At 61.8% G+C, this 24,732-nt stretch carries 25 protein-coding genes and 1 pseudogene; 14 read left to right on the top strand and 12 right to left on the bottom strand.

Annotation, left to right across the window (positions count from 1 at the left end; genetic code table 11):
- From V6F88_RS11130 to V6F88_RS11145, 4 genes are all read right to left on the bottom strand, one after another.
- Window positions 1-1,314, bottom strand: coding sequence for a hypothetical protein (locus V6F88_RS11130; protein ID WP_332609524.1), 1,314 nt, complete (start codon window positions 1,312-1,314; stop codon window positions 1-3).
- A gap of 156 nt (window positions 1,315-1,470) precedes the next feature.
- Window positions 1,471-1,635, bottom strand: coding sequence for a hypothetical protein (locus V6F88_RS11135; RefSeq protein WP_332609525.1), 165 nt, complete (start codon window positions 1,633-1,635; stop codon window positions 1,471-1,473).
- 12 nt (window positions 1,636-1,647) lie between these two features.
- Window positions 1,648-2,454: a type III pantothenate kinase gene (locus V6F88_RS11140; RefSeq protein ID WP_319307564.1), complete on the bottom strand. Its 807-nt coding sequence runs from the start codon at window positions 2,452-2,454 to the stop codon at window positions 1,648-1,650.
- Window positions 2,451-3,302, bottom strand: a complete 852-nt coding sequence (locus V6F88_RS11145; protein ID WP_332609527.1) for a biotin--[acetyl-CoA-carboxylase] ligase — start codon at window positions 3,300-3,302, stop codon at window positions 2,451-2,453. The genes V6F88_RS11140 and V6F88_RS11145 overlap by 4 nt, the downstream gene beginning before the upstream one ends.
- Window positions 3,303-3,398: 96 nt before the next feature.
- Here V6F88_RS11145 and V6F88_RS11150 point away from each other — a divergent pair, with 96 nt between their 5' ends.
- The 10 genes and pseudogenes from V6F88_RS11150 (at window position 3,399) to V6F88_RS11195 (ending at window position 11,947) form a co-directional block, all read left to right on the top strand.
- Entirely contained in the window at window positions 3,399-4,529 is a 1,131-nt protein-coding gene (locus tag V6F88_RS11150; protein ID WP_120157284.1) for an MlaE family ABC transporter permease, read from the top strand.
- Window positions 4,529-5,368 carry an ABC transporter ATP-binding protein gene (locus V6F88_RS11155; RefSeq protein ID WP_046802952.1) on the top strand — a complete coding sequence of 280 codons (840 nt, stop codon included), beginning with the start codon at window positions 4,529-4,531 and terminating at the stop codon, window positions 5,366-5,368. Before V6F88_RS11150 ends, V6F88_RS11155 begins: the two co-directional genes overlap by 1 nt.
- Window positions 5,355-6,311 (top strand): MlaD family protein, encoded by a 957-nt coding sequence (locus V6F88_RS11160; RefSeq protein ID WP_332609529.1) that lies wholly within the window; start codon window positions 5,355-5,357, stop codon window positions 6,309-6,311. The genes V6F88_RS11155 and V6F88_RS11160 overlap by 14 nt, the downstream gene beginning before the upstream one ends.
- Window positions 6,308-6,907: pseudogene (locus V6F88_RS11165) on the top strand (ABC-type transport auxiliary lipoprotein family protein); the annotation flags it as partial. The gene V6F88_RS11160 and the pseudogene V6F88_RS11165, both read left to right, overlap by 4 nt.
- A 195-nt stretch (window positions 6,908-7,102) precedes the next feature.
- Window positions 7,103-7,756 (top strand): alpha/beta hydrolase, encoded by a 654-nt coding sequence (locus tag V6F88_RS11170; RefSeq protein ID WP_332609531.1) that lies wholly within the window; start codon window positions 7,103-7,105, stop codon window positions 7,754-7,756.
- Window positions 7,757-7,907: 151 nt separating this feature from the next.
- On the top strand, window positions 7,908-9,170 hold the full coding sequence (locus V6F88_RS11175; protein ID WP_332609533.1) for a D-alanyl-D-alanine carboxypeptidase family protein: 1,263 nt from the start codon (window positions 7,908-7,910) through the stop codon (window positions 9,168-9,170).
- Window positions 9,171-9,304: 134 nt separating this feature from the next.
- Window positions 9,305-10,171: a D-amino acid aminotransferase gene (locus V6F88_RS11180; protein ID WP_332609534.1), complete on the top strand. Its 867-nt coding sequence runs from the start codon at window positions 9,305-9,307 to the stop codon at window positions 10,169-10,171.
- Between the two features lie 117 nt (window positions 10,172-10,288).
- The gene (locus V6F88_RS11185) at window positions 10,289-10,561 is read left to right on the top strand and encodes a YbeD family protein (protein WP_006216435.1); all 273 of its coding nucleotides are present in this window, start codon (window positions 10,289-10,291) and stop codon (window positions 10,559-10,561) included.
- 19 nt (window positions 10,562-10,580) lie between these two features.
- Window positions 10,581-11,231 (top strand): lipoyl(octanoyl) transferase LipB, encoded by a 651-nt coding sequence (gene lipB / locus V6F88_RS11190; RefSeq protein WP_332609536.1) that lies wholly within the window; start codon window positions 10,581-10,583, stop codon window positions 11,229-11,231.
- Complete coding sequence (locus V6F88_RS11195; protein WP_332609537.1) at window positions 11,228-11,947, top strand: tetratricopeptide repeat protein; 720 nt, start codon at window positions 11,228-11,230, stop codon at window positions 11,945-11,947. Before lipB ends, V6F88_RS11195 begins: the two co-directional genes overlap by 4 nt.
- A 151-nt stretch (window positions 11,948-12,098) precedes the next feature.
- Here V6F88_RS11195 and V6F88_RS11200 read toward each other — a convergent pair whose 3' ends face one another.
- Window positions 12,099-12,911 carry a LacI family DNA-binding transcriptional regulator gene (locus tag V6F88_RS11200; protein WP_332609538.1) on the bottom strand — a complete coding sequence of 271 codons (813 nt, stop codon included), beginning with the start codon at window positions 12,909-12,911 and terminating at the stop codon, window positions 12,099-12,101.
- A 215-nt stretch (window positions 12,912-13,126) separates the two neighbouring features.
- Here V6F88_RS11200 and lipA point away from each other — a divergent pair, with 215 nt between their 5' ends.
- The 4 genes from lipA to V6F88_RS11220 all read left to right on the top strand — a co-directional run bounded on the left by lipA (window position 13,127) and on the right by V6F88_RS11220 (window position 17,536).
- A complete protein-coding gene (lipA, locus tag V6F88_RS11205) occupies window positions 13,127-14,137 on the top strand; it encodes a lipoyl synthase (protein WP_332609539.1) in 1,011 nt (336 codons plus the stop codon).
- A gap of 243 nt (window positions 14,138-14,380) precedes the next feature.
- A complete protein-coding gene (locus V6F88_RS11210; protein ID WP_332609540.1) occupies window positions 14,381-15,379 on the top strand; it encodes a glycosyltransferase family 2 protein in 999 nt (332 codons plus the stop codon).
- Window positions 15,376-15,714 (top strand): EamA family transporter, encoded by a 339-nt coding sequence (locus tag V6F88_RS11215; RefSeq protein ID WP_332609541.1) that lies wholly within the window; start codon window positions 15,376-15,378, stop codon window positions 15,712-15,714. Before V6F88_RS11210 ends, V6F88_RS11215 begins: the two co-directional genes overlap by 4 nt.
- 25 nt (window positions 15,715-15,739) lie before the next feature.
- Window positions 15,740-17,536: a DUF2142 domain-containing protein gene (locus V6F88_RS11220; RefSeq protein ID WP_332609542.1), complete on the top strand. Its 1,797-nt coding sequence runs from the start codon at window positions 15,740-15,742 to the stop codon at window positions 17,534-17,536.
- Window positions 17,537-17,612: 76 nt separating this feature from the next.
- Here V6F88_RS11220 and V6F88_RS11225 read toward each other — a convergent pair whose 3' ends face one another.
- Genes V6F88_RS11225 through V6F88_RS11255 form a run of 7 tightly spaced genes read right to left on the bottom strand, consistent with a single transcriptional unit; the run spans window position 17,613 to window position 24,591 of the window.
- On the bottom strand, window positions 17,613-18,332 hold the full coding sequence (locus tag V6F88_RS11225; protein WP_332609543.1) for a phosphocholine cytidylyltransferase family protein: 720 nt from the start codon (window positions 18,330-18,332) through the stop codon (window positions 17,613-17,615).
- Entirely contained in the window at window positions 18,329-18,928 is a 600-nt protein-coding gene (locus V6F88_RS11230) for a gamma-glutamyl-gamma-aminobutyrate hydrolase family protein (RefSeq protein WP_104142551.1), read from the bottom strand. Before V6F88_RS11230 ends, V6F88_RS11225 begins: the two co-directional genes overlap by 4 nt.
- Complete coding sequence (locus tag V6F88_RS11235; RefSeq protein WP_332609544.1) at window positions 18,918-21,332, bottom strand: PEP/pyruvate-binding domain-containing protein; 2,415 nt, start codon at window positions 21,330-21,332, stop codon at window positions 18,918-18,920. The genes V6F88_RS11230 and V6F88_RS11235 overlap by 11 nt, the downstream gene beginning before the upstream one ends.
- Window positions 21,325-22,056: a formyltransferase family protein gene (locus tag V6F88_RS11240; RefSeq protein ID WP_332609545.1), complete on the bottom strand. Its 732-nt coding sequence runs from the start codon at window positions 22,054-22,056 to the stop codon at window positions 21,325-21,327. Before V6F88_RS11240 ends, V6F88_RS11235 begins: the two co-directional genes overlap by 8 nt.
- Window positions 22,053-22,628: a hypothetical protein gene (locus V6F88_RS11245; protein ID WP_332609546.1), complete on the bottom strand. Its 576-nt coding sequence runs from the start codon at window positions 22,626-22,628 to the stop codon at window positions 22,053-22,055. Before V6F88_RS11245 ends, V6F88_RS11240 begins: the two co-directional genes overlap by 4 nt.
- On the bottom strand, window positions 22,625-23,143 hold the full coding sequence (locus V6F88_RS11250) for an adenylyl-sulfate kinase (RefSeq protein WP_332609547.1): 519 nt from the start codon (window positions 23,141-23,143) through the stop codon (window positions 22,625-22,627). The genes V6F88_RS11245 and V6F88_RS11250 overlap by 4 nt, the downstream gene beginning before the upstream one ends.
- Window positions 23,137-24,591: a CDP-glycerol glycerophosphotransferase family protein gene (locus V6F88_RS11255; protein ID WP_332609548.1), complete on the bottom strand. Its 1,455-nt coding sequence runs from the start codon at window positions 24,589-24,591 to the stop codon at window positions 23,137-23,139. The genes V6F88_RS11250 and V6F88_RS11255 overlap by 7 nt, the downstream gene beginning before the upstream one ends.
- Window positions 24,592-24,732: the final 141 nt, after the last annotated feature.

Raw genomic sequence — 24,732 nt, forward strand, 5'->3', positions numbered from 1 at the left:
TTAGTTGGTCTTGTGTTTTTGCTGCGTGAAAAGTAGGGTCAGCCCGATCAAAGCGATCAGCGTGGCGTACAGTTTGCCGAAGTAGAAGTAGCGGACCTCATACTGGTGCACCATAAAGATTAAATAGTACGCAGACACGATGGTGGCGTTGGCCCAATTGAGCACCGGGGCATACATCGACCGCCGGCGCGCCAGCGCCACGCCCGCCAGGAGTGCGACGATGATGGCGATCAGGAAGAAGATGTTCGTGACCGTGTCCCATCCCGTGGCTTGCGTTGTGGCCCGCCCCATGTCTTGCTGGCTGGCGTAGAAATAGTTGCCGATGATGCCGAATTTGATCGCATGCCATTCCAGCGGGTGGCTCAGCAAGGTGCGCACGAAAAGTTGGGGCGCTTCCTCTAGTCGCCCGCACGTCGTGGGGTCGATTCGGCAGGTCAGGCCGCCACCGCCCTCGATGATGAATTCGCCGCCCTGGCTGAGCAGGTGCTCGCGGCTCATGACCGACGTCGAAAACGACAGTGTTTCGGTGTAGACCCATTTGGGGCTGCCCATGGTGACTTGATGATAAATCCGCCAGGGCGCCATGACGACGTGGGCAGAAATGAACACCGTCAGGGCGATACCCATCCATCGGCTCTTCGCCGGTCGGTGCTTGGCGCGTACGAGGCTCCATAGCCATGCCACTAGCAGCCAAAAGGTCAGGCCGAGCACAAACAATTCGAATTGTGATCGGAAGTAAGCCGCCAGCCCGATACTGACGCCCGCAGCAATGGCGAGCTTGCGCGGTTGGGCCACGGCGCATGCCTGCAGTGCGCACAGCACGCCCAGGAAGAAAAATGCGATGGAAAACGTTTCGCCATATATGACACGGCCGGGCTCTAGCAGGAAGGACCGGGCAACGGACGGCGCGAAGAGCAGCAGCGGAAGCAGCCATGCGAGCGGTGCCCCGACGAACGTGCGCAGCACCTTGTTGAATTTGCCCAGCACCCCCGCCCATGCGGCGCACGCCAGCAATTGGATGGTGTACACGAAATAGGGGGTGTCCAGGCCAATCAGCTTGATCAGCCCCGCTTCAACCAGCAGGAAGCCGGGCGGCCAGAAACTGGTGATCCAGTTGTTCTCCGGCGAGATCCACCCCTTGTCGGCGATGTTCATTGCGCCGGTCATGAAACTGCCGGGGTCTAACGGGATGAACTTGAGCAGGTCCCGGGCCGTAGTGGCGAATGCGTCGACCTGTCCGGTAGGGTGACTCATATAGCTCACGTAGGCCGCGAGGATCAGGAAATAGCCCAGGAACACGACGATGAAGGGCATCGCGGGCTTCTGGCTAATCGGCACTGCAGATGTCATTTCATTCCTTCAAATCTGGTCGGCGATGCGGGCCGTCGATGGGAGGCCAGGTCGCGCAATAGGGCGTGCTGCCAGCGGGCTTGCCCGGGGCGGCGCAATTCTACGCGCCGACCTGCAATATTACGAATTCGCCCGCCCCACCAGCTTCACCGCATCCGCATTCAATTCCTGACCAAACCGCCTTGTATCGCGGCCTTCGTCTTCCGGGCGCACGCCGATCCAGCCTTGGCCCAGCGCCAGCACCCACAGGTTCGCCAAGAGGATCAGGATGAAGAGCACTCGCATGGCGGGCCTTGTTCAGGCGTTGAGGTCCAGGGTGGCGCGGGCGACCGCGGCCAGGCCGTCCAGGACGGGGTGGTCCAGGTACACCGGCACCGGCGCGGCGCCGAATGCGCCGCCGGCATCGGCCAGCAGGCGTTCTATTTCCTGATGCACTTCGGGCCAGCCGCCGCCCGCCGCGTAGATCTGCGGGGTCTGTCCATAGCGCTGGCGGCCCGCCAGCCATTGGCGCACCACCGCGCCCGCCTGGGCGGCGGCAATGCCCGAGGCAATGGCTTCGTGCGTGTCGACGGGGTAGGCCACGACCTGGCCGTTGGCGATCGGCAGGTTGGCGGTGCCGTGGGCCAGCGCGTTGCGCATCATCGCGGGGCCCGGCAGGATCAGGCCGCCCGCGAACACGTTGTCGGGGCCGACGGTGTCGATGGTGGTCGCGGTGCCGAAACTGGCCAGTACGAAGGGCGGGTGCGCGCCGGGCAGGCGCGACAGCACGCCCAGCAGCGAGGCCCAGCGGTCGGCGCCCAATTGCGTCGGCACGCGGTAGCTGTTGACCAGCCCCAGCGTCGTCGCCTGCGAGGGCGACCACGTCACGGCGCAACCGTGTTTTTGCAGGATGGTGGCGATTGCCGTGCCGCGGGCTTCGCCGGCCACGTTCACGCCCAGCGCGCGCAAGGGGCGGCGTGGCAGTGCGGCCAGCCAGCCATCCAGCGCATCCAGGTCCAGGCCGTCAAAGGCGACCGCCGCCGGCTCGCGCGGCATATCGCGGTTGCTGGCGTCCAGCCAACCCACCTTCAAACGGCTGTTGCCGGAATCAATAAGAATAATCATGCTTGGCGTCGAATCGAAATTTCACCGATCGAGATCGGTGTGGCGCCCTGGGGCGTTTGCACCAGCAGGCGGCCATGTGCGTCCACGCCACAGGCGGTGCCGCTAAGTAGGATATCGCCTTTTTCCAGCACGTTCACCGGCCGGCCCGCCAGCGCGTCGACCCGGTCAAAACGATGCTGAAACGCGGCAAAACCCTCGCGTTCCAAGGTTTGAACCGCGTCATGCCAGGCGGTGGCGCTGGCGCAGATCAGGTCCGCGGCGTCGGGCAGGCGGTCAGAATCGGCCTGCACCTGGGTCCAGTCGGCCACATCGCGATCCAGCGCGCGGGACAGCTCGGCCGCGTCGCGCAAATTGACACCCATGCCGATGACAACGGTGTAACCGGCCTCGCGGCCACCTGGATTGCGGGTCGTTTCCACCAGAACCCCGGCCAGCTTGGCGTCGTGCCACTGCACATCGTTCGGCCACTTCATGCACAGGCCGTTCGCACGCGGCCCGGCAACGGCGCGCAGCGCCTCGCAGGCGACGACGCCGGCCACGGGAGATAGCGCAGGCAATTGCGCGGCGGGCAGGTGCACGTCGTACGCGCACGAAAACATTAGCGTCGAACCCGCGCGGTTTTGCCAAGGGCGGCCGGCGCGGCCGCGGCCGGCGTTTTGCAGATGGGTGCCCAACAGCCAGGGTTTGGCCGCGCCAAGCCCCGAGCGGGCTCGCGCCAGCAGATCGGCATTGGTCGACCCGGTGTTGCCGGTCCAGCTGATGTCTTGGAATACAGGCAGGCGCTGGCCTAGCTCGCGGGCCAGGGCTTCCGGCGCGGGCAGGTCGATAGGGCGGACGTGTTCGGACATGGCGGCGATTGTAGGGCACGCGGCCGGCACGCGCGGTCTTTCGGGGCGCAAGCGTTTATCATTGGCGATACATTTTGCATCCGGTGCCCCGCCTACATGCCGCATTCCGCTTCGTCCGCGTCCGCCGCCGCGCCTTTCCGTCTGGACGGAAAAGTCTGCCATGTGGCGGGCGACTGGAGCGTCCTGGCCCTGGCACAGGCCGGCGAAGTCGAACGCCGGCGCACCGCCATGGCCCGCGCGGCCCAGGAAGGCGTGCGCTGGGATCTGCACGGCATCAGCCGGCTGGACACCATCGGCGCCTTGCTGATCTGGCAGGCCTGGGGCGAAAAGCTGCCCGAACGGGTGCGCTGGTCGGCCGGCCAGCAGGATGTTTTCAACGCGCTGGCCATGAACAAGGGCGAGGCCCAGACGGCCCCGCCCAAGCCCGAAACCTTTGCCTGGATCCGCGGCCTGGGCGGCGCCATCTTGCAAGCCGCCGAAAACGGCCGGGCGCTGCTGATCATGCTGGGCCAATTGATGCTGGACCTGGGCGCCATGCTGCGCAGGCCGCGCCTGGGGCCGTGGCGCGAGATTTCGGCGCAGGTGTATCGCACCGGCGCGCAGGCGCTGGGCATCACGGCGCTGGTGGGGTTTCTGATTGGCGTGGTCCTGTCGTATCTGTCAGCGCAGCAGCTACAGATGATCGGCGCCGACCGCTTCATCGTGCGGCTGCTGGGCGTGTCCATCGTGCGCGAGCTTGGACCGGTGCTGGCGGCCATTCTGGTGGCGGGCCGGTCCGGTTCCGCAATCACCGCGCAGATTGGCGTGATGCGCGTCACGCAGGAATTGGACGCCATGCGCGTCATGGGTATCTCGCACGGGCAGCGCCTGATCCTGCCGCGTGTGTTGGCGCTGGCGGTGACCATGCCGCTGCTGGTCTTGTGGACGGATGCCATGGCCTTGCTGGGCGGCATGTTGGCCGCGCAGATGCAGCTGGGTATCTCGCCGCAGTGGTTCCTGACGTCGCTGCCCGACGCCATCTCGCTGACCAATTACTGGATCGGCATCCTCAAGGGCGTGACCTTCGGCATCTTGATCGCGCTGATCGCGTGTCACTTTGGCTTGCGCATCCAGCCCAATACCGAAAGCCTGGGTCGGGGCACAACCACCTCCGTGGTGACATCAATTACCGGCGTGATCCTGCTGGACGCCTTCTACGCCATCATCTTCAGTTCGGTGGGCATCTGATGAACAGCGCCACGCAGAACCGCCTGTTCACCGACGACAGCGTCACCGTCGAGCCCGTTATCACGGTGCGCGGGCTGCGCACGGCATTTGGCGACCATGTGGTGCACGACAACCTGGACCTGACCGTCTTCCCCGGCGAAATCCTGGTGCTGGTGGGCGGATCGGGTACGGGCAAGACGGTGCTGCTGCGGCAAATCATCGGTCTGGATCAGCCTGCCGCCGGTTCCGTCAAAGTGCTGGGGCATTCGCTGTTCGACCTGTCGCCCGGCGAGCGCCGGCGCCTGTCTTACCGCTGGGGCATGTTGTTTCAGGCGGGGGCGTTGTTCTCGGCGCTGTCCGTGTTCGACAACGTGGCGCTGCCGCTGCGCGAGCTGCGAACGGTGCCCGAAGACCTGGTGTGCGATGTGGTCATGTGCCGGCTGGCCATGGTCGGCCTATCCGCCAAGGATGCCGACAAGCGGCCGTCGGACCTGTCCGGCGGCATGGTCAAGCGTGTGGCGCTGGCGCGCGCGTTGTCGCTGGACCCCGAATTGCTGTTCCTGGACGAACCTACCGCCGGGCTGGACCCGCTGCGTTCGGACGAATTCGTGGACCTGGTGCGCAGCCTGCACCGGCAGTTGGGTTTTACCGTCGTCATGGTGACGCACGATCTGGACACGCTGCTGGCGCTGGCCACGCGTGTCGCCGTGCTGGCCGACAAACGGGTGATTGTGTGCGACACGGTGCAGGAAGTCCTGAAGGTCGATCACCCGTTCATTCATACATTCTTTCTGGGCGAACGCGGCTTGCGCGCGCTTGGAGACCTGGCGCCGAAGGGGTTGCATCATGGAAAACCGTAGTCATGCGCTCATGGCCGGCATCTTCACGCTGGTCCTGTTGGCCGCCGCCGCGCTGATCGCCGTGTGGATCGGGCGGGACCGCACCAAGCTGCAAACGTACGAGATCGTGTCGGCCACCGCCGTCAGCGGGCTGAACCCGCAATCGGCGGTGCGTTATCAAGGCGTGCCCGTGGGCAAGGTGCAGTCCTTGGCGCTGAACCCGAACAAGCCGGGGCAGGTGCGCATCCGCATCGGCGTGGCGCCCAATACGCCCATCACCGAATCAACGTGGGCAGAGCTGGGCGTACAAGGCGTGACGGGGATGTCCAACGTGGAACTGCGCGACGACGGCTCGTCGCTGAAGCGCCTGGCCTCGTCCGCCGAGCATCCCGCCGCTATTCCGCTGCGCCCCGGTTTTCTTGACCGCATCGAGCAGCGGGGCGGCAAGCTGATATCAAACGTGGAAGAGGCCACCGAGCAGCTGCGCCGCGTGCTCAGCGAACAGAACGTGCAAGCGTTGACCGCCACCTTGCAGAACGCCACCGACATCACGCAGTCGCTGCGGCAAGCCAGCCGCGACCTCGCGCCCACCATGGCGAAGCTGGGACCGCTGATCGACTCGCTGGGCACGACGTCGCGCCAGGCGGACCGCGCCGCGCGCGAAATCGCCGACCTGGCGCAACAGGCGCGGCAGGCGCTGGCGCGCTTGAATGCGCCCGACGGCCCCTTGTCGGTCGCCACGCGCAGCCTTAACGACATTGCGCTGGCCGCCGCGCGCCTGGACGGCGAAACCCTGCCCGCCGTTACCAATATGGCCACCAACGTCAGCGCCGCCGCGCGTGGCGCGACCGTCACCCTGCGCCGTGTCGACAGCACGCCGCAATCGTTCTTGTTCGGCCCGGCGCCCGTTGCGCCCGGGCCCGGCGAAGCCGGCTTTGCCGGATTCGGGAGACAGCCCAAATGAAGATGCGCAGCGCCGTACTGTTATTGACCCTGACCCTGACTCTGACCTTGGCGGGCTGCGGCATCGGCCGCGTGCCGGCGCCGCCTTCGGTGTTTGATCTGGGGTTGGACGCCAAGCCCGTGCCGGCGCTGCCGGCCCGCGCACCGATCGCCATGAGCGTGCAAGCGCCGCCCGCCTTGTCTGACACCAGCATGATCTGGCGCGTGGGCGACAGCGCCGCGCCCCGGGCGTATGCCACGTTCCGCTGGGCCTCGTCGCCGTCGGAGCTGGTGCGCCAGCGCATCACCGACCGCTTGTCTCGTCAGGGCGCCGTGCTGGCCGACCGCGTCAATCTTCAGATGCCGCAGTTGCAACTGACGCTGATGCAGTTCGAGCAGGTGTATGCCGATGACGGGCGGTCCAGCGAAGGGCGCATCCTGTTGCAGGCAGTGCTGCTCAATGGCCGCAACGTGGTCGATCAAAAGCGCATCCCGGTGCGCGTGCCGACGCCGACGCAAGACGCCGCCGGCGGCGTCGCGGCGCTGCGGCAAGCCACGGACGAGGCCTCGGATCAGCTGGCGCAATGGTTGGCGGCGACGGTGCGAAGCGCCTCCGCCGCCACGTCCGGACCCGCCTCCGCGGTGGCATCCGGTGCTACGTCAGAAACCGCGCCCCGGCGCGGATTCGGCCCCCGGCCCGGACCGAACTTCGAGCCCGCATTCAATCCCTCTGCCGGGTCACGGCCCGGCAATTGAATCCGTTTCGTCGTTTCCTCGTTTCCCCATTTCCTTTTTTGCACGTTGAGTTGAACCATGTCCGCACGCACTGATACCCACGCCTTCACCGGCGCCGCCGGCCGCATTGATTGCGCCGTCGATTGGCCTGCCGGCACGCCGCGAGGCTGGGCCCTGGTCCTGCATCCGCATCCGCTGCAAGGCGGCGCGCGCGAAAACAAGGTGGTCACCACCGTGTCGCGCGCCTGCGTGCAGCATGGCCTGGTGGCGGTGCGCCCCAACTTTCGCGGCGTCGGGCAGTCCGAAGGCGTGTTCGACAAGTCGGTCGGCGAAACCCATGACATGCTTGCCGTGGTGACGCAAATGCGCGAGCTGCATCCCGAACTGGCCGAGGCACCCTGGGTGCTGGCCGGCTTTTCGTTCGGCACCGCGGTCGCGGCGCAAACCTACGCGGCGCTGGCGGATGCGGGCGATGCCAAGCTGCCGTCCGCGCTGATGTTGATGGGGCCGGCGGTGAACCGGTTTCAGTCGCATGAAGTCCAGGTTCCTGACGACACGCTGATGGTCCACGGCGAAGAAGACGAGGTGGTGCCACTGTCCGAAGCCATGGACTGGGCGCGTCCGCGTTCGATACCGGTGGTGGTGGTGCCGGGCGCATCGCATTTCTTTCACGGCAAGCTGCTGGTGCTGCGCCAGTTGATCCAGGCGCGGCTGAAGGTCGCGTTGGACTGAATCGACCATACGAAGACGGCAGGTTGCATCAGGTTGCATGTTTTAAATGCACCGGGAACCCCGCGCGAACCGGCCGGGTCCAATCGCCTGCCTATAATTGTCAGCCATTAGCCCCGCGCCGGCGGGCGTCTTTCCTGGACCCACGTTGCCGATGAAGAATTTGCCTTACTCCGCTCAATCCCCCGCTGTCTTTACCCGCCGTCTGCTGACGGGCGCGGTATTGTCGGCGCTGCTTGCGGCCTCGATGCCGGCCTGGACGCAGCAAGCGCCCGCCGCTGCCCCTGCCGCCGCGGGCACCACCGCGCCGGCGCCGTCAGCCTCGGGCGCGGTGCCGGTGGGTGACGTGTCGGCGGTGCCGGCACCCACCATCGCCGCCAAGGCATGGATCGTGATCGACGTGAACAGCGGCCAGACCTTGGCCGCTTCCAACCCCGACACGAAGGTCGAGCCGGCATCGCTGACCAAGATCATGACGGCCTACGTCGTGTTCAACGCGCTGGAAGAAAAGCGCCTGACGCTGGAACAGACCGTGCCGGTGTCCGAGCACGCCTGGCGCACGGGTGGTTCGCGCATGTTCATCGAACCGCGCAAGCCCGTCACGGTCGACGAACTGAATCAGGGCATGATCGTGCAGTCCGGCAACGACGCTTCGGTGGCGTTGGCCGAAGCCGTGGGCGGCAGCGAATCGGCGTTTGCCGCGCTGATGAATCAGGAAGCCGAACGCCTTGGCATGAAGAACACGCACTTCATGAACGCCACCGGCCTGCCCGACCCGCAGCACATGACGTCCACGCGCGACCTGGCCACGCTGTCCGCGCACCTGATCACCGATCACCCGGACTTCTTCCACTATTACAAGCAAAAGAGCTACACGTACAACAAGATCACGCAGCCCAACCGCAACCGCCTGCTGTGGGCCGACCCGTCGGTGGACGGCATGAAAACCGGCCATACCGATTCGGCCGGCTACTGCCTGGTGTCGACCGCCGTGCGCGGCGACCGCCGCATCCTGGTCGTGGTAGTGGGCACGGACAGCGAAGCCACGCGTGCCGAAGAAAGCCTGAAACTCTTGAACTGGAGCTTCCAGAACTTCGACACCGTCAAGCTGTTCGACAAGAGCCAGCCCGGCATCGATGCGCGCGTCTGGGAAGGCACGGCTGAAAACGTGAAGCTGGGTCCGCCCAAGCCCGTGTCGATTGCCGTGCCGCGCGGCAAGGCCGGCGACCTGAAGCCGGTTGCCCAGCGCACCGATCCGCTGATCGCGCCGCTGGCCAAGGGCCAACAGGTGGGCACGCTGCAATTCACGCTGGACGGCAAGGTGCTGCGCACCGAACCGCTGGTCGTGCAGGACGCGGTCGAACGCGCCGGCTTCTTTGGCCGTATGGTCGACACCGTCAAGCGCTGGTTCCAGTAAGCGCACCGAGCCGTGCCACGCGCGCGGCCACGGGTGTAAGCTAGCAGCGGGCGTTTCGTGCGAAACGCCCGTTTTCCATTTTCAGGCAAGCCCATCGGGCTTGTCCGCGACGTTTGATCCTTCAGGAGTACCCCATGATTCCGGGCGTGCCGGGCGAAAGCCAGGTGTATCTCAACGGCGAGTTCCTGCGTGTCGACGAGGCGAAAGTCTCTGTCCTGGACCGCGGTTTTATTTTTGGCGACGGCATCTACGAAGTCGTTCCCGTGTACCAAGGCAAGGCGTTCCGCATGGCGGAGCACCTGAACCGCCTGGACCGCAGCCTGGCCGCCTTGCGCATCACGCCGCCGATGGACCGCGCGGGCTGGGTCGATCTGGTCGAACAGTTGCTGGCGCGCACCAATCTGGACACCTGCATCGTGTACTTGCAGGTGACGCGCGGCGTTGCCAAGCGCGACCACCAGTTTCCCGCTACCGCCATCGCGCCGACCGTGTTTGGGATGATTTCGGCGTGGTCCCCGCCGCCCGCCGCGCAGCGCGCGCAAGGCCTGACCGCCATCAGCATTCCCGACGAACGCTGGCTGCACTGCGAGATCAAGTCGGTGTCGCTGCTGGGCAATGTGCTGGCCAAGCAGCAGGCGGTGGATGCGAACGCCGACGAAGTCGTGCAGTTTCGCGATGGCTACCTGACCGAGGGGTCGTCCACCAACATCTGGGTGGTGTCGGGTGGCAAGCTGCTGGCGCCGCCCAAGAACAACCTGATCCTGGAAGGCATTCGCTATGGCCTGATGGGCGAGCTGGCCGAAGCGGCGGGCATCCCGTTCGAGTCGCGCCGCATCACCCAGCAAGAGGTGGAATCGGCCGACGAACTGATGCTGTCTTCCGCCACCAAGGAAGTGCTGGCCATCGTTTCGCTGGACGGCAAGCCGGTGGGTTCGGGCAAGCCCGGCCCTGTTTTTGAGCAGTTGCGAGCGGGTTATGATGCCCGCATCGCCGTGCTGTAAACCGTTGTCCCGGGCGGCTGCCGCAGCCGCCCGTCGCTCTTTCGGCCGGCCTTGCCTGTGCGCAGCTTGCCCCCATATAAGAACATTCAGGGGCAACCACCTCTCTAGGTAACTCTCATGCATATTCCGCCCGAAGAATCGCTTATCGAATATCCCAGCGACTTTCCCATCAAGGTCATGGGCAAGCAGCATCCCGAATTTGCCCAGACGCTGACTGACGTCGTGCTGCAATTCGACCCCGGCTTTGACGCCGCCACGGTCGAAATGCGTCCCAGCAAGGGCGGCAACTACATGGGCCTGACGTTCATCGTGCGCGCCACCTCGCGCGAGCAGTTGGACAACCTGTACAAGGCCTTGCACGGCCATCCGATGGTGTCCATCGTTCTGTAATCGTGCAATCGGAATCGCCGTGATCAAGTGGCTCGCGCGGCCGGCGGACTACCTGCCGGTCTGGCAGGACATGCAGGCGTACACCGCGCTGCGCGGCGCCGATACGCCTGACGAGATCTGGCTTTGCGAGCACGCGCCGGTCTATACGCTGGGCCAGGCCGGCCTGCCGCAACATGTGCTGAACCCCGGCAACATCCCCATCGTGCATTGCGATCGTGGCGGTCAAGTGACCTATCACGGGCCGGGGCAGGTCATGGCGTACGCGCTGTTCGACCTGCGTCGCGTGGACATGTACGTGAAGGAATACGTCACCCTGCTTGAGAGCGCGGTGATCGACACGCTTGCCCAGCATGGCGTGAATGGCGCCTGTCGCAAACCCGGCGCGCCGGGTGTGTATGTGCCCGATCCTGACCTGGGCCCCGACAGTGGCGAGCTTGCCAAGATTGCCGCGCTGGGCATCAAGATCCGCAACGGCCGCGCCTACCATGGTGTGTCGCTGAACGTGGACATGGATCTGGCGCCTTTCCTGGGCATCAACCCCTGCGGCTACGAAGGTTTGCGCACCGTCGATATGGCGGCCTGTGGCGCGCCAGGCTCGCCGACCGACGTGGGCGACGCGCTGGCGCAAAATCTGGCGGACGCCTGGCGCCGTAGAAGGAGCACGATTTGAAGACCTACACCGCCGCAGATGTCGCCGCCACCACGCCTGAACAATTGGCCCAGCTGCGCGAAGGGCCGCCGGAATCCTATGCCGCATGGATCGGCGCCGCGGCTGACATGGGGATGGTCGAAGCCCAGACCATCTACGGCCAGATGCTGCTGGACGGCGTGGGCGTGGCGCGCCAGCCCGACGCCGCGCTGGCCTGGTTCAAGCGCGCCGCCAATGCCGACCATCCGATGGCCATCAATATGGTGGGCCGCTGCTATGAAAACGGCTGGGGCGTGCCGGCCGACGACACCGTCGCGGCGTACTGGTTCCGGCTGGCCGCCGACCGTGGCCTGGACTGGGGCATGTACAACTACGCGCACATGCTGCGCGCCGGCCGGGGCGGCGTCACGCAAAACAAGGCGGCGGCGCTGGCCTTGTACCAACAAGCCGCGCAAGGCGGCCATGTGAAATCGATTGGCGTGGTCGGGCGGTTCTATGAAGCGGGCGAGGTGGTCGAGCAGGACATTGACCGCGCTTTCGATTGCTATCAGCGCTGCGCCGAGGGCGGTGATTTCCGCGGCATGTTCCACCTGGGGCGCTTGCTGCTGCTGCGCGGCAAGAAGCAGGAAGCCGTTCAATGGCTGGTCCGCGTGCCTGAAACCGCCACGCCGGGGTTCTTGAAGGAAGCCAACGCCATGCTGGAAGACGCGGGCTTTCCGGCGTTGTACGAGGTCTGAAGGGTCTGGGGTTTCTGCTGGCGTGAAGGTGTCGACAGACTATCGGCTTGCCGCGTTGTTTGCAGGCCGAAAAGGTAGGGCGGTATCGCAGCGGTATAGCAGCGGTATAGCAGCGGTATCGCCCCGATAATGCGCCCAGCGCCGCGCTTTTCTACGTGCTTAGCCGAGCTTCGAACGTCACTTCCAAGGTCTGATGCTGGCCGGCAGCCAGTTCGCCCTGTAGCCGGTCGAGCAACACCTGCGCTGCCCGGCGGCCCAGGTCCGCCGCGTTTACGCCCAGCGTCGTCAGGCCTTGCGCCCATTGCGCCGCACTGCCGTCATCCGTGAAACCCAGCACCGCCACATCCTGCGGCACGTGCAGGTCGCGGTTGTGCGCCTCGGACACTGCGGCCGCCGCCAGCAGATCCGACGTGCAGAACACCGCGTCAAAGATCGTGTTGGTGGCCAGCAGTCGCAAAAACGCCATCCGCCCGTCGTTCATTTGCAGCACTTCGGGCTGCACGATGTCCGCAACCCGATCCAGCCCCAGCGCCGCCGCCGCGCTGATAAACCCCTGGCGTCGCGCGCGTTCCCAAGGGTTGTCCGCGCTGATGCAGGCGACCAACGCATGCCGCTTTTCCGCCAGATGGCGCGCGGCCATGCGGCCGGCCTCTTCGTTGTCGATCACAACGGCCGTATCCAGCGGGTGCACCGAGGCACTCCACGTTTCCACCACCGGAATTTCCATAGCGGCCAGGCCGGCGCGAAGAATGGGCTCGTCCAGCGGGCCCATGACCAGCGCCGCGGCCGGCTGCAAGGCCGCCAACTGCGGCAACGTGGCGGCGTCGTGCCACGGCCCCGCCGCCAGAAAATAGCCTTCGCCCGCCAGCCGCTCCGCAGAAGCTTGAACGGCACGACCGACAGGGCCGGTATCCAGGCGGGGGGCGATCAGGGCAACAAGGCGGGGCGGGGAAATAAGGGACATGGAGAAGGGCTTAGGGGAAATTCAGCGAAATTGCCAGGCAAGACGATAACTCAGCCTGCAAGGCGCGATGCGGACAAGCAGCCAGCCGGCCCAGGGCAAAGCGGCGGGCGGGTTGGTGCGGCAGGCGGCGCTTGAGGCGTGAGGCGGCGGCGGGGGTAAAATGCCATTTTTGTCTTAAACCGGGCCGTCCTGCGCGCCGGTTGCGAAGGTGTCCAATGTCTACGCTTGCCGAGTCCGCTGTTCCCCCGAACGAATCCGCCGCCGCTCCCGCCACCACGGAAGCCGTCTACGATCCGACGCAAAAGCAGAAGTCGCAAGCCAAGACGGCGCGCATCCCCATCAAGATCGTGCCGGCCGAGCGCCTGAAAAAGCCCGAGTGGATCCGCGTGAAAGCCGCCGCGCCAGGCTCGCGCTTCTACGACATCAAGCGCATCCTGCGCGAGCACAACCTGCACACGGTCTGCGAAGAAGCGTCTTGCCCGAACATCGGCGAATGCTTCGGCAAGGGCACCGCCACGTTCATGATCATGGGCGACAAGTGCACCCGCCGCTGCCCGTTCTGTGATGTGGGCCATGGCCGCCCCGACCCGCTGGACACCAAAGAACCCGAAAACCTGGCGCGCACCATCGCCGCGTTGAAGCTGTCGTACGTCGTCATCACCTCGGTGGACCGCGACGACCTGCGCGACGGCGGCGCCGGCCACTTCGTGGACTGCATCACCCACATCCGCGAACTGTCGCCCACCACCCGCATCGAAGTGCTGGTCCCCGACTTCCGCGGCCGCCTGGACCGCGCGTTGACCATCCTGAATGCCGGCCCCCCGGATGTGATGAACCACAACCTGGAAACCGTGCCGCGTTTGTACAAGCAGGCGCGTCCGGGTTCGGACTACATGCATTCGCTGAAGCTGCTGGCCGAATTCAAGAAGTTGCATCCGGAAGTGCCCACCAAGTCAGGACTGATGCTGGGATTGGGCGAGACGGATGAAGAGATCTTGCAGGTGATGCGCGATATGCGTGAGCACAACGTGGATATGCTGACGATCGGGCAGTATCTGCAGCCGTCGGAGCATCATCTGCCGGTGCTGCGGTATGTGCACCCGGATACGTTCGCGATGTTTGAACGTGAAGCTTATGCGATGGGGTTTTCCCATGCGGCGGTGGGGGCGATGGTGCGGTCTTCGTATCATGCGGATGAACAGGCGCATGCGGCTGGGGTGAATTGATCCGTTATAAATTCAGGGTCTAAACAAGGGCGGGACGCGCTGTGTCTTGCCCTTGTTTCATTTCAGCACTTCATAAAATCATTATGAACGGCCTTGATGTGCGCAATTCGGGTAGCCTGCTACGTTAGAATCCGCACTGCCTTTTCCAGAACCGAGCTAGATAAGAGCGACTGCTAGCTTTTTGTGTCGCAATCGGTTTTGCAAACATTGAGAATTTTCCGCCGGGGACTACTAAGCGTGTATATGCAGATTTCGGTTCCTCAGATCGCCGTTGTCATTCCTAGCTATAAGGTGTGCGCGCATATTTTGGGAGTTATTGGCGGAATCGGCCCCGAGGTGGGGCGTATCTATGTCGTAGACGACTGCTGTCCTGACGCGTCAGGTACTTTTGTTGAAAAGCACTGTGAAGATCCGCGGGTGCGTGTGCTTCGTAACCCCGTGAATCGTGGGGTGGGGGGCGCCGTCTTGACGGGTTACCAAGCTGCTTTGGATGAAGGCGTGGAGATCATTGTCAAAATCGACGGTGACGGCCAGATGGATCCGGCGTTGATACCAGACTTTATTGGCCCCATTCAAGCGGGTGAGGCGGATTATGCCAAAGGCAATCGCTTCTTCGACTTGGAGAAAATTCGCGAAATGCCGAAAATTCGCTCATTTGGCAACGCCATGCTGTCGTTCATGACCAAGCTGTCATCAGGTTACTGGGATTTGTTTGATCCGACTAACGGATATACGGCGATACATAGAGATGTCGTCAAGCACCTGCCATTCGAAAAGATCAGTAATCGGTATTTTTTCGAAACTGACATGTTGTTCCGCCTAAATACATTGCGTGCCGTGGTTGTGGATATTCCCATGGATGCAAAGTATGGTGACGAGGTCAGCAATCTGAAAATTTCCAAAATCATTGGTGAATTCGCGCTCAAGCACTTCCGAAATTTTTGGAAGCGGGTTTTTTATAACTATTACCTACGTGATATGTCTTTGGCCTCTTTTGAGCTACCCCTGGGGTTGGTTATGCTGGTTTGGGGGTTGGGATACGGCGTGCTGAATTGGAACGCACACGCAGGCGTGTCAGCTCCCGCCGGAACGGTCATGTTGGCGGCATTGCCGGTGATTCTGGGCGTCCAATTTATTTTGGCATTCATCGGGTACGACATAGCATCCGTTCCCAAGCGGCCATTTCATCGGCGCAATAAGGCTATCGCGAGGAAAGCCAATTCGAAATTGGAGTCAGAATGACTATCCTGGTAGCTATCATCTGTGTCATTGGCATCGCGGTCGGCCAAATTCTTTTCAAACTCAGTGCCCAGTCACTGCATAAGACGGGCAGCTTCTTTGATATTGGAACACTCACCCTGCTATGTTCGGCATTTGCGCTGTATGGGCTGACGACTATTGCGTGGGTTTGGGTGCTGCAAAAGGCAGAGCTTGGGCGTGTTTATCCCTTGATGGCTATGGCATTCGTCTTGGTGCCGATTGGCAGTTATTTATTTCTGGGGGAAAGGTTCAACCCCCAGTATTTTGTTGGCGTCGCGTTGATAGCTGCCGGCATTGTTATTGCAGTGAGGTCCTGATATGCCGCTGGGAGGCAGTGCAGTAATGCTGGAATCTGAAGCCAGTCAAAACGCAAGGACCACCCAGCGTTGGCTTGTGGCCCTATTCGTGCTGATATGCATTGTGTTCGCCAAAGTCATACCCCCGATGCAGTCGCCCGATGAGTTTGACCATGTCAAGCGCGCCTATCTGCTAAGCAAGGGTGTGCTTGTGCTTGAGCCATCGGCCGGCCATGGTTCCGGCGGCCACGTCGACACGGGGCTTCTGTCGTATTTCCGCGCCTATGGCATGTTGCCGTACCAGCCCGCGCGCAAGCTCTCGCAAGAAGAGACGTATACCGCCGATGGCGTCAAATGGAGCGGAAAAACCGAATTCAGTGCTGCACCAGGGACAGGCTATTACTTGCCGCTTATTTATGTGCCCCAGGCAATCGGTTTAAGTATTGGCGAGATGGCTAATCTGACCGTTGCTGACTCGTACGACCTTGCACGCATCCTGAATATTGTGTGCAGCGCGTTGTTGCTCCTTGCGGCATTCCGGCTTTATCCCACCAATCCTTGGGTGCTGGCACTGCTCGTGCTACCGATGAGCCTTTTCCAGTTCGCTTCCGCCACAATTGATGGGCTTTCGCTGAGCCTGACGATTTTTGCGGTTTCGGCATTTTTACGGATCGCTCGGGAGCGTACGCAGACGCCCGCATGGTTGTTGTACGCATTAGCCTTGTCACTGGTCGCGCTGATTTCAAGCCGGGTTCACATGCTGCCGATGGTGGCCTTGTTGCTTGCAGCTGGTTTCTATTCCAGACGGCGGGTGGCATTCATCCTTTTCGCATTATCTCTGGCGGTTATCGGTGCGTGGCTCTGCGTGGCGATGAGCACGACGCTCGACAAGCGTGTGGCTGTCGGCGCGGGTGCCGGGGAGGTCATCCGCTTTTATCTGCAACACCCGATTCAGTTTCTCAGGGTTTTGCACGCCACACTGGTCGACCGCGATTTAATAAGATTCTATTGGCATTCGTTCGTGGGTGTCTTGGGGTGGCTCGACACCTCATTTACCATTGAGGCCTATGGACTGTACGGCGTATTAATTATCGGCATCGGCGTGCTTTCCATTTCCGGGAAGAACCTGTGTACCGAGTGGCTAGCCCGGGCGTTGTTGCTAGCATGCGCAGCCAGCGCCGTGCTTTTGACATTCATCGCGCTGTTGGTGACGTGGAACAAGCATCCGGCCCATCAGATCTTGGGTGTACAGGGCCGCTATTTTGCATTGCCGATGGTGCTGATCGCCTATGCTCTGGCTGCGGGGATGGGCACATTTCAAGGTTACGCTCGGAAAGTTGCCACTGCTGGCCTGCTGCTGCTTGCCTATGTTTCCATTACATCAACATTGTCTTTGCTGCTAAATCGCTACTATCAGACGTTTAATCCGATCGAGCCCGTTACTGCGGCGGTCCGAGCAACGCCTCCGCTTGGTCCGGAGAGTCCAATCGCAATAGAGATGAGTCAGCGCCACCTCAATGACCCACGCGAGCTGGTCGGTTTGGGAATTAATTTTGGGACCTATGCGCGATCGAACCAGGGCACTGGTGAATTGCAATTGCAGTCAGTGACCGGTCAAGTGATACGGCAATCCTTTGACCTCGGTACGTTGCAAGACAATCAATATGCCGAGATCTACTTTCAGCCAGGGCTTTACACCAAGGGGACGGTTATTTCGTTGGCAGGTGGCGGCGTCAGCGTCTGGGAGGCACAAATGTCCAACGGATATTTGAATAGCTGCCTGGTGTATATCTATGCTGACGGGAAAAAGAAATTCACGGAAGGCTGCCCGATTCCTGACTAGGGTTTTATATTGGTGCTGGAAATGCGTGACCGTTAAGCGTGCCCCGCCCGTAGGGCGGGCGGGGTTACTGCAGCAGTCAGGCGGACTCGTAAACGGACAAATCTTCCTGCGAGTCCACTTCGCCCCACGTGCCGGTGTATGGCACGGCGTGAATCGTTATACCGCCCATTTGAATCAAACGCTGCAATGCACCGGTCATGTGCATCCGATTGCGCGCGTCAGCTGGCAGCGCGCCACGCATTGCGTCCAAGGCGCTCCAGCTGTCGGGCGTAAAGCGCAATAACCCCATGTACTGCCCCTGTACCTCTTCCGTCGTACGGGGCTTTTCGCCGATCTCCAGCAGTGTGCCATCCGGAGCCAGCCGGAAGGTCTCCGCGTCGGATAGCGGGTCACTGAAGCGGGCGCCCCACAGAGAGAGCCAATTGGGATCGTAGGTGAGCGCCAACGCGCTGCCGTTATTGATCAGCGATCGGACCGCCTGGGCGTCGTAGAAAATATCTGAATAGCTAACAATGCACGGGCCGTCCAGCAACCACGGCTGGGCGCAGGCCAGGGACGAAACCATGTTCGTGTGGCTCCAATCGGGGTTGTAGAATTCGTGCAGACCGCGATCGGTCAAGGCCTCCCGTCGGTATCCGGTCACAATACCTATTTCATCTACGCCCCCCTCTCGCAATGCAGCCAGCTGTCGGTCCAGCAACGCGATGCCCTTCAGTTTGGTCAGGCATTTTGGCTGGTCCGCCGTCATGTCGCCCATGCGGCTGCCGCGTCCCGCCGCCAGGATGATGGCTCTCATTCAAATATCCTTTGCAGACGTTGTACGTCCAGCTCGTCTATCGAAGGCTCGCGTTCGGGGTGCCACATCCAGCCTTCCCAACGCATGGTGTCATGTGCAACGGCCTCCAGCACGCCATCGGGGGTATGTGCCAGGGGGCGGAAGCCTGGGGGGCAACGGTCTGGCGCCCACGCATGAAAGCTGTTCACTTCACCGCTGCGTTCCCCTGACACGACGTGCCGCGTGCACACATGGCCTTGCACTGGAACCAGCTCGGCACCCGCTTGTAGGCACATCAGTTGCATGCCTCGGCAGATACCCAGCACGGGTGCATGCTGCCGTTCAGCCCAGTCCAACAGTGCAAGCTCAGTATCGTCACGCACTGGCGAGTGTCCGATGTCGTCCCCACCGCTCAGGATCAGGCCATTCAATTCCCATTGCGTGCAGAACGTGGTCACGGCTTGAGCACCGAGATTCGGAATGGGTAGCCAGCGCGCGTCTGGAAGCGCTTGTGCCATGAAGCCGGCCCACTGCTGGGACAAGGCGTCTCGCGGCTCGATATAGCCTGCGGCTTGCACAATTCGCATGGAGATGCCGATTCTTCGGTCATTTTTCATGAAGCGCTCGCAGTATTTTCTCGGCACAGTTGAGTTCTGCCGTGCCTGCGGCGACCAAGCGCGAGTAGAGCTGATCCCCACAGCCGATAGCTGCAGGCAAGCCGAACTCCGCGCAACGGATCGCCATGTGTGAGTTGGCGCCGCCAAAACGTGTGATCAATGCGGCGGGGCGCTGCGTGAAAATCCAGTCAAAACCGGGGTCGGCATTTTCGATACAGATTATTCTTCCATCGATATCGGCATGTGCCGACATCTTGGCCGTCACCTCGACAATAGTGCCTGACGCGGCACCGGTTCCGACGAAGTTGGGAACGCTACGGTTCAGCGTGGCCACATAGATATCCTGCACGCCAGAGATAATGTGGGCTAGTTTGAACGCGTGTGCCGATTCCGCGTGAAGGCGGGCATTCGCAGCCAAAAGCTGATAGTGCCGATCAAGGTAGTCCATAGGCGGCTGCGTGAGGCAGTCCTGGATGGCGTTCCAGTCCAGGTAGGCGAGGTCATCGCGCGACAGACCGACTTGCTCACCCCACGAGATCAGGAGTGATAGCGCGTCGGAAAGTACCTTCGTGAACGTGAATTTGACCGATTCACGAGCAGCGATTGCAGTGCGCGCATAATCCAACAACTGATCTGCATTCAACACATCCAATCCACTTTCCTGCAACAGCGCATTCAGGGCTTCGCGCTCTTGCTCGTCAAGGTGGAATTCGCGCACGCACACTTCTGGAAGCGTAGGGGTTTCGTTCTGGAACAAGTCGTCGCGCTCGTCATAGCGTAGCGATGTGATCTCGTAAGTGCCTGGCCGCAAGTGACCAAATCGGCTCAGGAAGTCGGCGCGCGACAATTCGCCGAGGCAGACTTGGGCGTACTCGCCAACGATATTGGCGGTGACTGTGTGGATGCTGCGTTTGAACGCTTCAAGGCGTGTGGCCGTCAACGCACCGCGCCGGACGGCCGAACGCATCAGGCTTTCAGCGATGAACGCGTGGCGTGCTGCAATGGCGAACGGCAACACACCCTGCTGACGGCATGTATTCAACAGCCGGCCAGCACTTGCGAGCGCGGTGCGTGCGGATGCCCCGCGCAGCGCCGGTGCTTCGCTCCGCGCGAGACCCCTCGTGGTTTCCAGCGCCTGGATTAACGTGGACGCAGGCCCCGGAACAATGGCCTGCCGTGTAAGAGCCTGCAAGGCCGTGCGAAACTGCTGCAGCTCAATTGCGTCCAGCACCGACGGGTAGCGGTCGGTGAAATCCTGATCGAAACAAAAGTCCAGACAGGTCGGCACGACATCAAACTCGACCTTGTCATGAAACTCCGGATTGTTCTTCAAACGGGTTAACCAAGCGTTCACCAACTTGGTGCCGATGTCATCGCTGACAGCGGCAGGCAGAAATGAGTTGAAGCTCAGTCGCACGTCGATATACGGATGGCCATTGATCTGCACCATCAATTCCGCGTCATGCAGTTGGCGGTAGCCCATCGCTGTGCGCGCCTTATGCCAGGTCGAACGCGTAATCATCTCGCGGTACAGCGACGCAGATAACGGCTTGGGCGTTGTGCCGATAAGCTCGGCGGGGTTCCAGTCCGGCATTATCGCAAGCACGGTCGTATCACCTACGATGCCCGCCCGGGGCAACGAGCAATCGCGGACGAATTCCTCAACGAAAGCCAACTGCCGCTCCACGCGGCGCTCAGTCACCGGGTGCCATTGGCCGGCCATTGACATGCGTCTGACCTGGAATAGATAAAGCTGTCCGTCGCGGCTCAATCCAAACTCAATATCCAGCGCGGCGTATTGGCAGAGAGTTTCCAGCTCGCGCGCTAGTTCAAGAAAGCGTGAGACGCGGGATGAGCGCAGATACTCTGGCGCGGTATGGCGGTAGACGAAAAGCCCCTTGTTGATGGCGCTACCGCCAGTAACCGTATCCGTGCGACCGCTTTCATCATCGAAATCGATGCAGTAGTAGGGGGTGCCGTGGACCATGTCGTAGGTCATGATGACGCCGTTGACCGCGACATCACCGATCATCGGCTGCACCAGGACCTGATCGCGCGAATCGCCCGTCATGGATTGCGCTACCCGGTCAATAGCGTCTGCCACCGCATCCGGCGACGAGCCGTCCACGTCTAGCAAGCTCAGGAACGCTCCTGCCATCGAATGACGAGCGCCATCTTCGATCAATGCGCTGCTGCGCACGGCCAGCGGGACGCCATCGAATTTTGATAGCACGCGCGCGACGACGGCATCCCGCTTGGTGTGCCATTCTTTCAACGAAAAGAACAGAAAGTCAGGAACGCGAGCATGCTGCAGCATTGCTTGCAGCCGCTGTAGCGTTTCCGCTTTCGTGCCGAACGCGAACAGGGTGGGCGGACTGGCGTGGGACGTTGGGCGTTCAACCATCGTTGGAGTGCTGCGAAGCGAGGGAGAGTAGGGCCAGGTGCTTAAGCACAGGATGAATGACGTAGTAGGGGCTTGTGTCGGGCGTTGCTTGCTGGCGTTCGCCAGAAAGCTCACCCGATGTGGCGTAATCGTTAAGCACCCGCGCAAGCAGGTCCGCGCGTATCGCGGCGTCGTAGACGCTGTCGACGTCAATGTTCGCAGGGGGCTTGGGGTACTCCCGACGAGCCACTACGGGCCCAGTGTCGATATGCTTGTCTAAGAGCAGGGCGGAAACGGCCGGGGGGTCGCCATTGAGCAGTGCGTAATACAACGTGGTGCTGCCCCGATAAGCAGGTAGCCACCCTGAGTGCATATGCAGGAATACTGGTCCCAACGCCAACACATGATCCGCGACAATCTGTCCGCCGTAGCCGGAGTAGATGACGACGTCCGCCTGTGCGGCGGAGGTCGCTTCCGCGACCTCCATGCTATTGATGTCGCGCGTGCCGATTTCCACGGTGGGGATGCTGGCGCGTGCGCAAGTGGCGATGATGGACTCATCCAGATTCGGCAACATCAAGCCGGGCACGTCTGGTTGGGGCTTGGCTTGTTTGGGTGACGTATTCTCCGGAGGCGCCAGCAGGATCACCTTGGCAGGCAGCAGATCCTGGGCCACCAAGGTCTGGATATAGGCCTGGGATCTGGCAGTGTGCGCGGCCAGCATTACGACCTTGTTGAGAATCATGCTGCCCTCCCGTCTAGTCGAAGGCGCAGTGTCTCCACGTGCGCCCGCTCTGCACGCACTAGCGCTTGCAGGTTCCCTATCTGCTTGCTATTCAGCGCAGGCAGGTAGGCGGTCAGCGTATCCAGGCACTTCAACAATCCGTTCAGATACTGCAGCCCACGGGTCAGGGCGTAGGCCTGATCGAGGGCTTGCGCAAAAAGCAGGTACAGGTCCAGATCGTGGTAATCCTGCGGGTTCACTGGCCGCCAATTTGCGTTGTACTCACTGTGGATGCGCTTGGTGACTTCGAATCGTTGCAAAACATGGTTCAACGTCGCAAGCGCTTGATCGCGAGCCTCCCCGTCGGTGAGCCGGGTTTGCACATTCCGCAACAGCAGTGCCGTCGCACCGTGTGGTTGTGGCTTGCAGTTGGGGGCCGTAGCATCCGAGGATGATCGCAGGGAGATGTCGCGATGTTGACGCCAGGCCACCAGGAAATCGGTGCCGTGATAAGCCGTGTACGAGTACGTATTGCGCGAGTCCAGCAGCTCGCCGGTAGCGTATTCGTAGCGCAGGGCGTTTGGAGATGTCATAGTGCGCCTGCCTGTTCCAAGGTACGGCGCGCCAGCTCGACGATGTTTGGACAATCGCCCGATGAGCAGATGGTCAGATCGGCGGTGGCAGGGCGAGGAAAGGGAATGTCGACACCAACAACGTTGCGCTGTGTCCCAACGTTTGCTGCGCGGTACAGCCCCTTGGTGTCGCGTAACGTCAACGCCTCTATGTCGGCGTCCATGAATATTTCGAAGTACCGACTGAAACGGTGGCGATTGGCCGCGCGCATGTCGGGGAACAGGGACAGGATGCAGCACACGACGTTGATGCCTTGCCGGTCCAGCATCTCGCATAGCGCGGCTATACGTTCGGCGTTGATTCGCCGGCCGGCTACGGTGTAGGCGTCATCATTGCGGTCATGGGCGAAGACTTCGCGTACTTCATCGCCGTCGAGCAGCACCGTGTTTGCCTTGGCGGCTCTCCATTGCCGCGCCATTTCGCGGCCCAGCGTCGTCTTTCCCGACCCAGATAACCCCACTAGCCAAATCACCATGTCAGATACCTGTTCGGCAGGAGCTTGTCCAAATTGAGAAGCGTCTGCGCCGCGACATGCGACGAAAAACCGTAGTGAGGCGCAAAGTACAAGCTGCGTAGCGTGCGCCGAGCATGCTGTTGCGTGCTCCAGACGCTATCGTCTGCCAGTAGCGTGGCCAGGCTGTTATCTTCCGCGTTGACGTTGATCAGTTGCTTGCGGATCGTGACGTCCGGGGAGTCATCTCCTGTCAGAGCGTCGTCGGCGGCGTCCGGCACGTTCAACAGCACCATGCGTTTGTCGGCATAAATGCCCGCCATCGGCGGGCCGCCGTAGTCGAACAACATATAGTCCGCCAGTTGGTACAGCGGCAGATTATCTTCAGAGTCGGAGATGATCCGGGTAAAGCTCAGCTGGTTCAGCGCGGCAATTCGTTCGGGCTCTGCGATAGGAGTCAGCGGATGCACCTTCACGATGACGTTATAGCGATTCGTGAGCGCGCTGATCTCGGCATCGAAGTGCCCCAGAGACGTGAGAGCGCCTTGCGTGGGCAGCCAGACGACAGTCTGTTTGGCGGGGTCGCAGCCCTGCGACCGGGCTAAAGCCTCATGGTCGACATTGTCATTGAAATAACGGTCGAATCGCGGATAACCCATCTGCACGATGGCTGCGTTGCTCGCATGCGAAAAGTTGATCGCGTGGTAGGGGCCAAAACACAAAATGACTTCGTACAGCTGATTCCAGCTAGATAGATTCCACCGGGATTTTCCGGCAGCGTACATAAAGCGGATGTTGTTTTCGGCAAGGCGTTTGATCAACGGTTCGCCGTCATCCGACACAGGATGGTTGGAGACCAGATAGCGGTAGGCCTTGCCCTCATCAAGCAAGACCTGCGTGGTCTTGACGCCGCAATTCCAACGCGCCAGATCGGCGTCGTCTGGCAGGCCCTCATTGCCATGCAGTAGCACATCGAAGCTGCCTTCGGGCATCAGGTCCCAGATGCAGGCATAGTGATTGAGCAGCTCTTTCGAATGCACCAGGAAGGCAACGCGTTCAATAATGTTGGCGTCGGTGTGACGCGCTTCGGGCGCCCGGGGAGGCCGAGCGTGAAACAGGTTTGCATGCCGCCCGAATAATGCGCCAGTGGCTGTACCAATGCGATTGGCAAGCACGTCCAGCGCGGTGTCTTGTTGCTGGGGCAATCGTGAGACGTCTGCTTGCACCGCCGCGATCTGATCTTGGGCTAGCGCTGCGCGTTCATCAACCGCACGCAGCTGGTCCGCTAACGAGTTCAGTCGATCCGCCATGGAGCTTAGCTGATCCGGGACTTGGTTGAGCCGAGCGGCGACCGTGTTCAATTGGTCCGTGAGCTGGTTCACTTGCGCATCCAGCCGATCCAGTTTGTTCGTCGTTTGTCCGAGACCCAGGAGTTTGTCTCGAAGCATGCGTAGGGATTGCAATGCATTCATAAGGCGTCGGCGGTAAAGGATGCTTCGGCTGCGGCTGCAGCCCGCGCCGGTGCGGAAATGCACGCCAGCACTTGTCATGCCAGTCTATTTTTTGCGGAGTATAGCGTGGCCACCCGCGAAGATGCCAGCGGATAGCGTCAC

The sequence above is a fragment of the Achromobacter sp. ESBL13 genome, assembly GCF_036668755.1.
Classification (GTDB): domain Bacteria; phylum Pseudomonadota; class Gammaproteobacteria; order Burkholderiales; family Burkholderiaceae_B; genus Achromobacter.